The sequence below is a fragment of the Janthinobacterium svalbardense genome, from assembly GCF_002327145.1.
GTDB lineage: Bacteria > Pseudomonadota > Gammaproteobacteria > Burkholderiales > Burkholderiaceae_D > Janthinobacterium > Janthinobacterium tructae.
This window is the reverse complement of record NZ_CP023422.1, coordinates 1922471-1936751: the sequence shown is the minus strand read 5'-3', so window position 1 is coordinate 1936751 and position 14281 is coordinate 1922471. Positions and strand designations below refer to the sequence as shown.

Annotated in this window: 13 protein-coding genes and 1 tRNA gene; all 14 read right to left on the bottom strand. The window is 60.3% G+C overall.

Annotated features, from left to right (window positions below):
• Nucleotides 1-181 precede the first annotated feature (181 nt).
• Nucleotides 182-1069 carry a chain length determinant protein tyrosine kinase EpsG gene (epsG, locus tag CNX70_RS08565; protein WP_096234360.1) on the bottom strand — a complete coding sequence of 296 codons (888 nt, stop codon included), beginning with the start codon at nucleotides 1067-1069 and terminating at the stop codon, nucleotides 182-184.
• Nucleotides 1070-1085: 16 nt separating this feature from the next.
• Nucleotides 1086-2495: a chain length determinant protein EpsF gene (epsF, locus tag CNX70_RS08560; RefSeq protein ID WP_096234359.1), complete on the bottom strand. Its 1410-nt coding sequence runs from the start codon at nucleotides 2493-2495 to the stop codon at nucleotides 1086-1088.
• 110 nt (nucleotides 2496-2605) lie between these two features.
• A complete protein-coding gene (gene epsE / locus CNX70_RS08555) occupies nucleotides 2606-3370 on the bottom strand; it encodes a polysaccharide export protein EpsE (RefSeq protein WP_244199078.1) in 765 nt (254 codons plus the stop codon).
• An 88-nt stretch (nucleotides 3371-3458) separates the two neighbouring features.
• Complete coding sequence (locus CNX70_RS08550) at nucleotides 3459-4388, bottom strand: EpsD family peptidyl-prolyl cis-trans isomerase (RefSeq protein WP_167389629.1); 930 nt, start codon at nucleotides 4386-4388, stop codon at nucleotides 3459-3461.
• A gap of 290 nt (nucleotides 4389-4678) precedes the next feature.
• Nucleotides 4679-6061, bottom strand: coding sequence for an undecaprenyl-phosphate glucose phosphotransferase (locus CNX70_RS08545; RefSeq protein WP_096234358.1), 1383 nt, complete (start codon nucleotides 6059-6061; stop codon nucleotides 4679-4681).
• Between the two features lie 8 nt (nucleotides 6062-6069).
• Nucleotides 6070-7317 (bottom strand): XrtB/PEP-CTERM-associated polysaccharide biosynthesis outer membrane protein EpsL, encoded by a 1248-nt coding sequence (gene epsL, locus CNX70_RS08540; RefSeq protein ID WP_096234357.1) that lies wholly within the window; start codon nucleotides 7315-7317, stop codon nucleotides 6070-6072.
• Between the two features lie 50 nt (nucleotides 7318-7367).
• A complete protein-coding gene (locus CNX70_RS08535; protein ID WP_096234356.1) occupies nucleotides 7368-8039 on the bottom strand; it encodes a CAAX prenyl protease-related protein in 672 nt (223 codons plus the stop codon).
• 272 nt (nucleotides 8040-8311) lie between these two features.
• On the bottom strand, nucleotides 8312-10204 hold the full coding sequence (locus tag CNX70_RS08530; protein WP_096234355.1) for an ATP-binding cassette domain-containing protein: 1893 nt from the start codon (nucleotides 10202-10204) through the stop codon (nucleotides 8312-8314).
• Nucleotides 10205-10376: 172 nt separating this feature from the next.
• Nucleotides 10377-10451 (bottom strand) — tRNA-Arg (locus CNX70_RS08525).
• Between the two features lie 86 nt (nucleotides 10452-10537).
• The gene (locus tag CNX70_RS08520; RefSeq protein ID WP_096238338.1) at nucleotides 10538-10930 is read right to left on the bottom strand and encodes a RidA family protein; all 393 of its coding nucleotides are present in this window, start codon (nucleotides 10928-10930) and stop codon (nucleotides 10538-10540) included.
• Between the two features lie 26 nt (nucleotides 10931-10956).
• Nucleotides 10957-12108 (bottom strand): acyl-CoA dehydrogenase family protein, encoded by a 1152-nt coding sequence (locus CNX70_RS08515; protein WP_096234354.1) that lies wholly within the window; start codon nucleotides 12106-12108, stop codon nucleotides 10957-10959.
• A 1-nt stretch (nucleotide 12109) separates the two neighbouring features.
• Nucleotides 12110-12964: an enoyl-CoA hydratase family protein gene (locus tag CNX70_RS08510; RefSeq protein ID WP_096234353.1), complete on the bottom strand. Its 855-nt coding sequence runs from the start codon at nucleotides 12962-12964 to the stop codon at nucleotides 12110-12112.
• Between the two features lie 2 nt (nucleotides 12965-12966).
• Nucleotides 12967-13479, bottom strand: a complete 513-nt coding sequence (locus CNX70_RS08505) for a MarR family winged helix-turn-helix transcriptional regulator (RefSeq protein ID WP_096234352.1) — start codon at nucleotides 13477-13479, stop codon at nucleotides 12967-12969.
• Between the two features lie 12 nt (nucleotides 13480-13491).
• A complete protein-coding gene (locus tag CNX70_RS08500; RefSeq protein WP_096234351.1) occupies nucleotides 13492-14280 on the bottom strand; it encodes an SDR family NAD(P)-dependent oxidoreductase in 789 nt (262 codons plus the stop codon).
• Between the last annotated feature and the right edge of the window lies 1 nt (nucleotide 14281).

Genomic DNA, 14281 nt, shown 5'->3' with positions numbered 1-14281 from the left:
TAATTGCTACGACGCCAGGACAAGCCGCTCTATTTCATCACGGAAAGAATTCGTGTGCCGCTGGTTCACATAATGAAAATGGCCGCACATGGCGGCCAAGCAAGTTCGGGGGAGGAAACATGCATATCATGCCGGGCTATACTTTAGGCACGATATGCACAGGGCCAGCGATAATGCGGGGTTAAAACTCTTGCAGGACGGTACCGACAATTTCAACACCGTTACGCTCCAGCTGTTCGGCGAAGGTTGCCAGATCGGCCAGTCCAGTGGCATTCTTGCGTGCCACCAGCAAGGCGCCGCCAGCGCGCGCAGCGACGGCCAGCGCATCCGAGCCGCTGGAGAATGGCGCGACGTCGTACAGCACCACGTCATAGCGCGAGGCGACTTGCTCGTTGAGTGTGGCAAATGAAGTGCGGCTAAGCAATTCCTGCGGATTTGGCGGCAAGGTGCCCGCGCTCATGACCGACAGGGCAACAAACGAATCGATCTTGGCGATCGCGTCCAGGTCGCCGCGGCCAGCCAGCAGGTCCGACAGGCCCTGGCGCCCTTTCAGGCCGAAGAATTCCTGCTGTTGCGGCGCGCGCAAGTTCGCATCGACCAGCAAGGTTTGCTCGCCGAGCTGGGAAAAGACCACGGCAAGGTTGGCGGCAAAGATGGCTGCGCCATCGTCCGCATTGATACTCACCACCACCAGCGCCTTGCGGCCGCGCGCGAACCAGCGCAACATCAGCTGGCTGCGGATGGCGCGCAAGGTTTCGACTTGCTGGCCAAATGGCTCGTACGCGGCAATCAGCTTGTCCGAAAAGTTGCCGCTGCCGCGCGGCAGGTAGGGATAATTGAACTGGCGCGCGAGTACCTGCTCGATATCGGCTTCGGTGATCAGGCCCAGGCGCAGCGCCGCCTCACCAAAACGGATGCCCAGTTCCTTCTGCATGCGCAGCACGCGTTCGGCATTTTCCGGCGTGATCTTGCCCGATTCCAGCAGCAAGCCGCCGATGCTGGAATCGCCAACGTGCGCCGTGTGGGCGGCAGGCGCTGGTACATGGCCAGCCAGTGCAGGATGATTCATTGTGTTTCCTATCTAATTAATTCAAACGCAAGCGGCTCGACAACACCGACTTCAGGGACTTGAAGCGGCGGCGCTTCGGCGCTTGCCAGGCGATCACGCCCAGCACCGGAATTTGCAGCGCATCGAACAGATCGCGTTCGGAGCGCACGCGGCGGTCCAGCATTTCCAGCAGAATACTCAAACCCAGGCCAAGCAAGCCGCCAAAGAACAAGGCAAGCACGGTGTTGAGGACGACTTTCGGACCCGCTGGCACGACCGGCGGCACGGCAGGATTGAGGATAGAGATATCCGACTGTTCGGCCTGGCCTTCGATGCTGGTCTGCGAAAAACGCTGCGACGTGGCGTCGTAGGCGCGCTGGGCGCTTTCGACATCCTTCATCAGCACGCCCATTTCGTCGCGCGTGCGGTTCAGTTCCAGCACTTTGCTTTTTTGCGCCGCCAGGGCACCACGGATGGCACTTTCGCGCTGCTGCAAAATCTGCGCATTGTTGCTCACGCTGCCTGCAGTGACATGGATAGCCGCTGCCAGGTCGCTGCGCAATTTATCCAGTTCCGCCTTGGCGCTGATGTATTGCGGGTGGTTCTGCGACAGGCGCTGTGAAATCTCGGCAAACTTCGATTCGGCCGTGCCCAGGGCAATCTTCAAATTCTGGATCATCGGATTTTGCGCCACATCGGGCGATTCCAGCGACGATGCGCCTTGCGCCATGCGCTGGCGCGAGGTCGCTTCCATCGACTGCGACTGCGCCATCACCAGTTGCTGCGACAAATCGTTCAGGCGGTTCGACTCCACGTCGACGCGGTTATCCAGGCTGACGATGCCATTTTCCTGCTGGTACTTGGACAAACGGCTTTGCGTTGCTTCCAGCACATCGCGCATCTGGCGCGTCTGGTCATTGAAATAGGTCGAGGCTTTTTTCAAAGGCTCGACTTTCAGCTGGATGCTGACGCGCTGGTACTCTTCCGCAAAGGCATTCGCGATGGCGGCCACGAAACTCGGGTCCGAACCGCTGAAACTGATTTCTACAACGCTACTTTCACGCGAAGGTACGACCTCGAGTTTTTTCAGCAACAGATCGGCCAGCCAGTCACGCACCGTGCCCTCGCCGCCCGTGGCAGCGTTGAACTGGGCGATGACGGCAGGATTTTGCGCCAGCTTCAGAGAATCGACGACATGCAGGGCAACGTTCTTGCTGCTGATGATATCGATTTGCGTGGCCATGTAGCCGGCCATCAGTTGACCCGGCATTGCCAGGCCCGTGACGGTATCGACGCCCTTGTAGTTGAGCAACACGGATGCCGTGCCCTTGTACGTCTTGGGCAGGAGCAGGCTGATCGCCAGCGTTGCCGCCACCACGATCACCAGGGTGATCCAGATGACGCGCTGGCGAGCGCGCAATATCAGTAAAAACTGGGAGAAATTCATAGAAACCGTCTCATATCATCGCAAAACAATCGGTACAAAATAGGCAGCAACGCTGCCACCATCACTTGGAGCCTATCCCAGCAGAAAACGCTCCCTACTGGAATCGGCTCTTAAAACCAGCTTTCCTTCACATACACCACGTCGTCGCTGCGCAGCAGGTCATCGTGATTGGCATCGAGGATCTGCAGCTTGCCATCCGGCCCCCGGCGCTTGATGCGAATGTTGCGCTCGGTACCGCGCTGGGTCAGGCCACCACCGGCCGACAGCGCCTGCAGCACCGTCATCGAGCGCTCCAGGCGCATGGGGCCTGGACGTTGCACTTCACCATAAATATAGATGCGTGGAGCGCGTTCTACAAATACAACATCGTTGGCGGCCAGGTCAAAATCGCGGTTCAGGTCGGAAGTACGCACCATTTCCACGACATCGACGACATCGGTAGTGGTCTTGCCATCGCGTTTGCGGATCAGGCTGACCGTATCGCCGCCCTCGGGACCGATGCCACCGGCCAGCGCCAGCAAGTCAAGCAGGCTGCGGCGGCCGTCGACCGGATAACGTCCCGGGCGGTTCACCTGGCCCAGCACCGACACTTGCTGACTTTGCAACAAGGTAACGATGATATTGACTTGCGGCTTTTTCACAAAGCCGCCCGTTTCGAGCTTGTTGGCAATCTTCTTTTCCGCCTCGGCGACGGGCAGTTTCATGACGTTGACCTGGCCGATCAGGGGGAACGTGATGTCGCCCGCTTCGCTGACGCGCGTTTCCACGCCCAGATCCGGGTTGCCGTAGACGGAAATCTTCAGCACGTCGCCCGCGCCGAGCACGACTTCTCCGGCATTGGCACTACCCAGCGTGAAGGCCAGCAGTGAAGTCATTATCAAAAGTATCAGTCGTTTCATCATCAGCTCGATCTCGTCGGTCATTACGGTTAGTTAGGCAAAATATCAATGGGGCCAGGCATGCTTATTTCAGGCCAGCAACGCCCCGTGCGGTAGCCGCAGCGCTGGCGCTTGCCGAGGCTGCAGAAGCCGCACCCGATGCCGTAGTTGCAGCAGCAGGCTGGTTCAGATACTCGATCTTGGCCGCTGCGCGCAGGCGCTCCATTTCTTGCTTGGCGGCATCCTTGGTGCGGGTATTGACCAGGTACTGCTCGATCTGCGGCGCGGCGGCGGCCAGCTTGACCGGCACATCCTTGATGTCGACGATCGTCATCAGCATCGCGCGTTCACCTTCATTGATGATGAACAGCTGGCCTTTTGGCATGGCTTGCAACTTGGCAATCAGTTCCGGCGCCAGGTCCGTCGTCGTGCGCGACACCTGGGCGCGCGCAAAACCGATCTTGTTGCTCTCCATCCAGGCCGCTACCTCATCGAGTGACTTGCTCTTGTCGATCACTTGCTTGAGCGCATCGTTCATATCCTTGCTGGCGATCAGCAACTGGCGCATGTCGAACTGCTTGCGATTGCTGAACAATTCAGGGTGTTTGTTGAAGTAATCTTCCACTTCGGCCTTGCTCGGACGCGCCATGCCGCTCAATTTCTTTTGCATGTAGGCCTGGCTGATGATCAGCGCCTTGGCCCGCTCGACGGCTTGCATGACCTTCGGATCGCGGTCGATCTTTTCTTTCAACGCAACGTTCTCGACCACTTGGCGGTCGATCAGCGCTTCGAGCAATTGTTTGCTGGCCGCCTCCTGCTGCGCCGCCGGCACGCCGGCGCGCTGCAATTCCTCGTTCAGCTGCAGCGCCGTGATTTCTTCGCCATTCACGCTGGCAAGCGCCTGGCCCACCTTCTTCTGCTTATCGCCACCACAGGCGGCCAGGCCGGCCACTGTCAACAGGATAACGCCAGCGGTCAGGATGCGTTGTTGGACATCAATTCGTTTCATTTTCATCGGGCTCGCCATCTCAGAGGGTTCAACATGTTTTCAAACGCTGCCACGCTTTTCGGGCAGGCGGGTCAAAACGATGCATGCACTACATTGTTTCAGCACGTTATCTTACAGGCTCTGCAATCACTTTAGCATGCAACAGGTACAAATTATGCAACAAAATTATAGAAATCACAAATGCTGCAACTAATTTTCTTTAGGCAACATAAAAGCCAGACGCCGGCCAACTTGGAGTTGTCGCCACGCCACAATGCTTGGCTGCGCGGCAATCTTCTTGATAGTCTGTCGCACCATCAATGGGCATTTTCCCGTTTCAACACCACTTGCACCGTGCGCACCACGATCCACAGGTCCAGCCACAGCGACCAGTTACGCAGATAGTCCAGGTCGAAATGCACGCGCGCCTCCATCTTGTCGAGGGTTTCCGTCTCGCCCCGCAAGCCATTGACCTGCGCCCAGCCGGTAATGCCCGGCTTGGCCTTGTGGCGCAACATATAGCCCTTGATCAACTTGCGATACTGCTCGTTGTGCGCCACTGCGTGCGGTCGCGGGCCAACAATACTCATGCGCCCTTGCAACACATTGATAAACTGCGGCAACTCATCGAGCGAACTGCGGCGCAGGAAAGCGCCGATGCGCGTCAGGCGCTGGTCATCCTTGGTGGCCTGCACCACTTTGGCACCGTCTTCCGACACCGTCATCGAACGGAATTTATAGACGATAATTTCTTCGCCATACAGGCCGTAGCGACGCTGCTTGAAAATGACGGGACCTGGCGAGGTCACCTTCACGGCGATGGCAATCATCAGCATCAGTGGCAGCAGGCACAACTGGATCAGGCAGGCGAGCACCAGGTCGCTCATGCGCTTGATCGTGCTGTTCCAGCCTGTAAATGGCGATTCGCAGATGGCGATGACGGGCATGCCGCACACATTATCAAAACGCGCCTGCATCAGGTCAAATACATAAATATCCGGCAGGAAATACACCGAGGTGGTGGTGTCCTGCAATTCATCGAGCAACTTGCGGATGCGCGGCTGCGCCGAGATGGGCTGGCTGATGAAAATCATCTTGGTCTGCTTGCTGCGCACGTAAGCGGCAATCTCATCCATTCGACCCAGCATCGGGTGATACATGTCTTCTGGCCAGCGTTCTTCTTCCCGGTCGTCAAAGTAGCCATCCACCTGCATGAACAGGTTCGGGTGCTTGCTGATGGCGTCGGCAAAGCGCACGCTGACATTATTGGCCCCGATGATGGCGACAGAGCGCACTTCGTCGCCGTTGCCCTGGATGGAATGCGCGCGGCGCACCGCCAGTTGCAGGAAAATCAGCAGCAACGGCGTGATGACAAACCAGGCATACACGGCCTTGACATGATAATGCTGCGCCAGGCCGCTGACCACGCCGAGCATGACCAGGATCAGCGCCGTGACGGCCCAGCCGACGATCACGTCGCGCGCATAGGCCCACATGCGCCCGGCACGCCAGGCGCGATACGGGTCGATATGCTGATAGATGGTCGATGAAATGAAAAATGCCAGTATCATCAATATCAGGGCATAACCGTCGAAGGAAGAACCGAGCAGGATCGAGCATACATACAGCGTGACCATAATGACCAGGGGGTCGAGCACACGCTGAAAAAAGGAAATCAAGGGTATATCGTTAATCGTCATTTTACTTTTCAGAATTGAACATTGGCGGAGAACGAAACCCCTTGGGATCGGTAACTATTGCTGCCCACGATAGGGTTGCCGCTGCGCCTGCTGCGAAATGTATCCGCTTCCAGCGTGATATTGCGCAGTGGCGTGTAAGTCAAGCCCAGCGAAGCGCTGGTGCTCGCATCGGACAGGCCATTCAAGGCAGTGAAGCCATTGATAGTGCTGAAATCACGCTTCTCGTGCTGCAGTTGGGCATTGACACCCACCTTGGCCGTAGCGCTCCAGAAGGCCGCCACGCTGGCGCCCTTGTTCAGGCTGCTACCGACGATGCCGCCTTCAACCACCTGGAATTCGCGCCACAGTGCCGCATTGAATCGCAACTTGCCCGTCGCCACCCAGTCGGCAATCAAGCGGCCGTTGGCGCCGCTGCTGCTGCCCGAACCCGACAGCGGATGCGTACGCCGCACCCAGCCGCCGAGGAACGACAGCTTGGTCGGTCCGCTGACGAGCCACAGCACATTGGCCTTGATTTCATCCTGCGTGTAATCGTTATCGGGAAAACCCAGCCCTGCGCCGCCCTTGAATTGATAGTCCGACTTCAGGCGGCGCAGCTGCACGCCCACCTTGCTGCCGCTGGCGGCGAGATAGTCGAGACCGAGTTCGGTTGCGTCTTCCGAGCGGTTGTTGATCTTTTGCGCGAGCAATTCATAGTCCGCATCGAAGCGCGAAAAACCTGCGCGTACCTGCCAGCTGGGATGGAACAGCCAGGTCACATCCGCATAATGGCGGCGCTGCGTGCGCAAATTGCGCTCCTTGGAATTGGTATCGGCAAATGGCGTCAGCGTTTCAAGGTAGCTGGTACCCAGATGGCCCTGTACGTGGTTGCCCAGCTGCCAGGCCCAATCGACCAGCGCGTCCTTGCCGTTGTAATCGAGTTCCGTGAAACGGTTGAAGGTCACGCGGCTCAGCTTGGCGTAGCCCGTGAACAACTGCCGGCCGATGGGCCGTTCAAACAGGAAGCCGCCTTGCACCGTCCGGCTGGTATCGCTCAGATCCGGCGTTTGCCCCGGAAACTCGCTCAGGCGCAGCAAGTTGTCGTCATAGGCAATCGACGTCCGGATGAACGGATGGATGGTGTCGCTGATTTCGGCGTGGACGGCCGTGCTGAAGGCAGCGCCGATCAACAGCGACAGCGCACCCAGGCGCGGCGTGCGAAAAACAGCTCGTGCGGCATCACGGGCAGCACACTTTTTTTCAGTCAAGCTCAACATTTTTTTCATCTTTGTGATTACTGCATTAACTAATGGCGCCGATGACGCAATTACCAATAAGCCCATTGCCCAGTCATGAGTACCCAGACACCCAGCAAGCCATTCGTCACGCCGTGCGCGATGATGGCCGACCACAGGGTGCGAAAACGCACGTAGAGCCACCCATATGCTAAGCCGGCAAGAATGCCCGCAAACCACAAATTATGTTCAAAGCCAAACAGTATCGCTGTAATGACAATATAGCGAAATCTCAGCAGTGACGGTTCAACGGCCAGAAAATTCGGCGATTGTAACCAACGCAATAGAAAGGAGCGCCAGAATAACTCTTCCATCACGGGCACCACTAACGCGGCACCGGCGATGCGCGCCAGCAGCAGCGGCCAGTCGTAGCCATTACCGGAGCGCGGATCGAAACCGGCCGACGCGCCGATGACCATCCAGGACGCGCCCAGGTTGAGCCACAGCACCAGCACCACGATGCCTGCCAGCACGGCCCAGACAATGGCACGCCATCCCATGAGCGCCGGACCGGGCCAGGCCAGCTCCGTATAGTGCCGGCGATATAGCCATAGCAGAGCCAGAACGACGCCAATTTTCACCACATACAAATAGCGTAGTTGCTCCTGAGCATAGCCCGCCCATATTAACACATCAGCAATAAGAATAAAAAATAGATAAGTAAAAAAAGGCAGCACGCGTGGCAGCGCGAGTCGGTCAAACATGAAGGCGCTCCCCCGTTTCCGGTCTGATGGCTGGCAAATACAGATTGCTTGCGGCTGGCGCCGCTACAGTAAGAACACGGGGAATAGTATCGGCAATATTGTCTTTGATGCATTAACAAGACGCAATGCCGCTCCGGGGTCTGTAACGGAGAGTATGTTGCAGCCCGACACGCTACACGCGTCGGGCTGCAACACCCGCTTCAGCCAGAGTTTATCACTACAGTATCAATTTTGATATTAATTGCCGCAGGCGGCAATCAATGACAGGCAACTCAGCCTTTGGCGCGCGCTTCGATCGCTTCCCACTTTTCCAGCGCTGCCAGCAACTCTTTCTCGATTTCCGCCACGCGCGCATTGAGGCGCTTGCCTTCGGCCGGCGTTTTCTTGTAGAAATCGGGATGCGACAATTGCCCTGCCAGCACGGCTTGCTCATCTTCCAGCGCTGCCATGATGTTCGGCAGTTCGTCGAGTTCGCGCTGTTCCTTGTAGCTGAGCTTTTTCTGCTTGGCCGCCGGTGCGGCAGCCTCGACCTTCACGGCCGGCTTGCTGGCTGGCGCCTTGGCGATCGGCAAGGTGCGCACGCGCTCCCAGTCCGTGTAGCCGCCGACGAATTCGCGCCACTTGCCCTCGCCTTCGGCGACGATCACTTGCGTGACCACGTTGTCGAGGAAGGTACGGTCATGGCTGACGAGGAAGACGGTGCCGGTGTATTCTTCCAGCAACTCTTCCAGCAATTCCAGGGTATCGATATCCAAGTCATTGGTCGGCTCATCGAGCACCAGCACGTTGGCCGGCTTGGCGAACAGGCGCGCCAGCAGCAAACGGTTGCGCTCGCCACCGGACAGCGACTTGACGGGCGAACGGGCGCGTTCCGGCGCAAACAGGAAGTCGTTCAGATACGTCATCACGTGGCGGCGCTGGCCATTGATCTCGACCCAGTCGCTACCCGGCGCGATGGTTTCCATCAGGTTCGCTTCCTCGTTCAGCTGCGTGCGCATCTGGTCGAAATACGCCACTTGCAGCTTGGTGCCCAGGCGGATGGTGCCCGTATCGGACTCTTCCTGGCCCAGGATCATCTTCAGCAAGGTGGTCTTGCCGGCGCCGTTGGCACCGATCAGGCCGACCTTATCACCGCGCAAGATAGTGGCGCTAAAATCCTTGACGATGACCTTGTCGCCATAGATCTTCGAGACGTTTTCCAGGTCCGCCACGATCTTGCCCGAGCGTTCGCCGGCCGACACGTCCAGCTTGACTTGTCCCTGCTGGTCGCGGCGCGCATTGCGCGTCAGGCGCAGCGCTTCCAGGCGGCGCACGCGGCCTTCGTCGCGCACGCGGCGCGCCTTGACGCCCTTGCGTATCCACACTTCTTCCTGCGCCAGGAACTTGTCGAACTTGGCGTTTTCCACGTCTTCGATTTCCAGCTGCTCGGCCTTGCGTACTTGGTACGCCGTGAAGTTGCCCGGGTACGACAGCAAGCGGCCGCGGTCGAGTTCGATGATGCGCGTGGCAACGTTGTCGAGGAAGGAGCGGTCATGGGTAATGAACAGCACGCTGCCCTTGAAATCGCGCAACAGGCCTTCCAGCCACAGGATGGAGCTGAAATCCAGATGGTTGGTGGGCTCATCGAGCAGCAGCACGTCGGGCGCGGAGACCAGCGCGCGCGCCAGTGCGACGCGCTTTTGCATCCCGCCGGACAGGGTTTTCATCAGCATGTCGCCCGTCAGATTCAGACGATCGAGCACGGTTTCCACCTTGTTCGGCAAGCTCCACGCATCGGCCGCATCGAGTTTGACCTGGATGTCGTGCATGCGTTCCATCAATTCGTCGTCATTACCCTGGCCAAACTGGCCCGTCAACTCGTCGTATTCCTTCAGCCAGGCTTGCGATTCGCCCATGCCGGAAGCGACGGCGTCGAACACGGACATGTCCGGGTCGAATTGCGGTTCTTGCTCCACATACGCGATCTTGATGCCTTGCTGCATCACCAGCAAGCCGTCATCGAGCTTGAACTTGCCCGAAATGACCTTCAACAGCGAGGATTTACCCGTGCCGTTGCGGCCGATCAAGCCTACCCGTTCCGAGTTTTCCAGTGAAAATTCCGCGTGATCGAGCAGCGCGACGTGACCGAACGCAAGTTGCGCCGATGAAAGAGAAATGACAGCCATAATGAGTAAGAGTGCTCGGGCGCCGTTTCCTGCACACCGCATGGTGCGCAAAACAGCTGCCGATTAGATGAATGAAGCACGCATTGTACCGATATCTCGGACTTCAATCGCTATCGACCTGTAATTGTTGCCCGCATGAAGTCAGGCTGCCGACGCGCGCTGCGTGGAAATGTGGTGTCGCCAGCAGGAATCGAACCTGCATTTAAGTCTTAGGAGGACCTTGTACTATCCATTGTACGATGGCGACACGCGCAGCGGCATTATACAGGCTGGCGCGCGCCATTGACAGCCTGCCAGAAACGATGCTGACGTGCAGCATTTCAGCACGGGCAGTTAGTCGGGCAGCACCGCCGTCACCTCGATCTCCACTCTGGCGCGATCCTCGATCAGGCCAGCCACCTGCACCGCCGTCATGGCAGGAAAGTGCTTGCCGATCAGCTCACGGTAGGCCACGCCGATTTGCGGATATGCCGCCACGTACTCCTTCTTGTCGAGCACATACCAGTTCATGCGCACGATGTGCTCGGGCAAGGCGCCCGCCTCGGCCAGCACGGCGACGATATTCTGCAGCGCCTGGCGCACCTGGCCCGCGAAATCGTCCGTGTGAAACTGACCTTGCGCATCCCAGCCTATCATGCCGCTGACATACACCGTGCGCCCGCTGGCGGCCACGCCGTTCGCATAGCCGCGCGGCTTGGCCCATCCCGGTGGTTGCAGCACTTGCATCGTATTCTCCTGGTTATTCATGCGCTTCATGCGTCGCTCGCCTCGCGCAGCAATTCGCGCGCGATGATCAATTGCTGCACTTCACTGGCCCCCTCGTAGATGCGCAAGGCACGAATTTCGCGGTACAGGCGCTCGACCGGATGGTCGCTGACCACGCCCATGCCGCCGAACATCTGCACGGCAGCGTCGATCACCTGCTGCGCCGTCTCGGTGGCTGTCAGCTTGGCCATCGCCGCCTCCTTCGTCACCTTGCGGCCCTGGTCGCGCTGCCAGGCGGCGCGGTAGGTGAGCAACGCGCAAGCGTCGATGCCGGTGGCCATTTGCGCCAGCTTGGCCTGCGTCAGCTGGAAGTCCGCCAGGGTCTGGCCAAACATCTGGCGCTTTGTCGCGTGGCGCAGCGCTTCATCGAAGGCGCGCCGCGCAAAACCCAGGGCGGCGGCGGCCACCGAGGTGCGGAACACGTCGAGTGTCGCCATCGCCACCTTGAAGCCCTGCCCCGCCTCGCCCAGGCGCTGCGACACGGGCACGCGGCAATTGGCAAAACGCAGGCGCGCCAGCGGATGCGGCGCGATGACGGCGATGCGTTCGGCGATTTCCAGGCCGGGATTGTCGGCATCGACGATGAAGGCGCTGATGCCGCGCGCACCGGGCGCTTCGCCCGTGCGGGCGAACACCACGTAAAAGTCGGCGATGCCGCCATTCGAGATCCACGTCTTTTCGCCATCGAGCACATACGCGTCGCCGTCGCGCCGCGCCGCGCACGCCATGGCCGCCACGTCGGAGCCGGCCTGCGGCTCGGACAAGGCAAAGGCGGCGATGCGCTTGCCGCTGGCCACGTCCGGCAAATAGCGCGCCTTGTTCTCCAGGCTACCGAACAGGCCGATGGCGCCGGAACCGAGTCCCTGCATGGCGAAGGCGAAATCGGCCAGACCATTGTGGCGCGCCAGGGTTTCGCGCATCAGGCAAATGGCGCGCGTGTCGATCTTGCCATCGGTGCCGGTGGCGTATGCCAGCCAGCCGTCCTGCCCCAGTTGCGCCACCAGTGCGCGGCAAGCCGCGTCGACGTCGCCGCCGTGCGCCTCGTCCAGGTGCTGCGTCGCCCAGGCATCGAGCTCGGACGCAAGCTGCGCATGGTGCGCCTCGAAAAACGGCCAATCCAGATAGCTCGTATCACGCATGTCAATTACCCTCGAACTGTGGTTTTTCCTTCGCCACGAAGGCGTGATAGGCGCGGTGGAAATCGTTGGTGGCCATGCAAATGGCTTGCGCCTGCGCTTCCGCCTCGATGGCTTCGTCGACGCCCATGTTCCACTCCTGCTGCAGCATTTTTTTCGTCATGCCGTGCGCGAAGGTGGGGCCGCTGGCCAGGCCAGTGGCGAACAGCTGCGCCGCGTCGCCCAATTCCTCCGGCTCGACCAGGCGGTTAAGCCAGCCCCAGCGCTCGGCCTCGGCGCCGGCCAGGGAGCGGCCCGTGTACAGCAGTTCGGCGGCGCGGCCCTGGCCGATCACGCGCGGCAGCAAGGCGCAGGCGCCCATGTCGCAGCCGGCCAGGCCCACGCGGGTAAACAGGAAGGCCGTCTTGCTGCGCGCCGTGCCGATGCGGATATCGGAGGCCAGCGCCAGCATGGCGCCGGCGCCCGCGCAGATGCCGTCGATGGCGGCAATGATGGGTTGCGGGCAGGCGCGCATGGCTTTCACCACGTCGCCCGTCATGCGCGTAAACGCCAGCAGACCGGGCATGTCGAGCTGAGTCAGCGGGCCGATGATGTCGTGCACGTCGCCGCCCGAGCAGAAATTGCCACCACTGCCAGTGATCACCACGGCCTTGACGTCGTCCGCATGCGCCAGAGCGCGGAACAGCTCGCGCAATTCCGCATACGAATCGAAGGTGAGCGGATTCTTGCGCTCGGGCCGGTGCAGGGTCAAGGTGGCGACGCCTGCGTCGACGGAAAACAGAAAATGCCGCGCGGCGTAATGACCCAAGCTGGCGCGGTTGCCTGGCAGGTCTTGCGGCTGGCCGGGTAGGTGGCGCATGCTCAGTCCTTTATGGAAATGTCATTCAACTGCTGTTTCATGTGCGACAGCAGGTCGATCAATCGGGTTTTGTCGTCCGGCGTCACGCCGTGCAGCAGTTCGGCGATCCAGCCTTCGTGCACGCGCGCCATCTCGTCGAAGGCGCGCCGGCCGGCCGGCGTCAGCTTGACGCTGTACGAGCGGCGGTCCTTCGGGTCGACCACGCGCAGCACCAGTTTTTCCTGCTCCAGCTGGTCGGTGATACCCGTGATATTGCCGCCCGTGACCATCATGCGCTTGGACAGTTCGCCCATGCGCAAGCCTTCGGGAAAGCGCTCGAGCTGCGCCATCAGATCGAAGCGGGGCAAGGTGATGCCAAAGCTGGCGCGCAAGCGCGTGCGTACCTCGTTTTCGATTTTCACCGTGCACGAAAGCATGCGCAGCCACAGCTTGAGCGACTGGTGGTGGTCCTGCGTCAGGCGGCTGGCCAGGTCCAGCACCGGTTCGGCCTGCGGGAGGTCGCGTTCATTGTCCATTTTATCCATTGTCTACATGACTTCACCGCCGGCGACGGCGATCGATTGTCCATTCATGGCAGCCGACGCGGGCAGGCATAGCCAGACCACCGCATCGGCCACTTCCTGCGGCTGCACCAGCCGCTGCTGCGGATTGCCAGCCGCCAGTTCCGCGCGCGCCGCGTCTTCGCCGCGCCCCGTCTTGCGCACGATGTTCTGCACGGCCTGTACCACCATCTCCGTTTCCGTGTAACCGGGGCAGACGGCGTTGACGGTGACGCCGCGCGGCGCCACTTCCAGCGCCAGTGCGCGCGTCAGGCCGATCACCCCGTGCTTGGCGGCGGCATAGGCGCTGACATAGCGATAGCCTTTCAAGCCCGCCGTCGACGCCACGTTGACGATGCGTCCCCAGCCCGCTTCCAGCATGGCCGGCATGGCCGCCTGGCAGCAGTGGAACACCCCCGTCAGGTTCACGGCCAGCATCTGCTGCCAGATGGCGGCATCCGTCTTGCCGAATGGCGCCGCGTGCGCCTGGCCCGCGTTATTGATCAATATATCGATGCGGCCGAAATGCGCCCCCGCCTGCGCGAAGCCCGCCTGCACGGACGCTTCCACGCTCACGTCGAGCACGCAGATGGCCACCCTGCCCGCGTGGCCCGCCTCTTCCAGCTGCATGCGCGCGCGCGCCAACCGCGCGCCGTCGCGCCCGGCCAGGGTGACCCTGGCTCCCGCGTCCAGCAAGGCGCCCGCGCAGGCCAGGCCGATGCCGCTGCCGGCGCCCGTCACCAACGCATGCTTGTCCTTCAATGCTTGCGTCTTCATG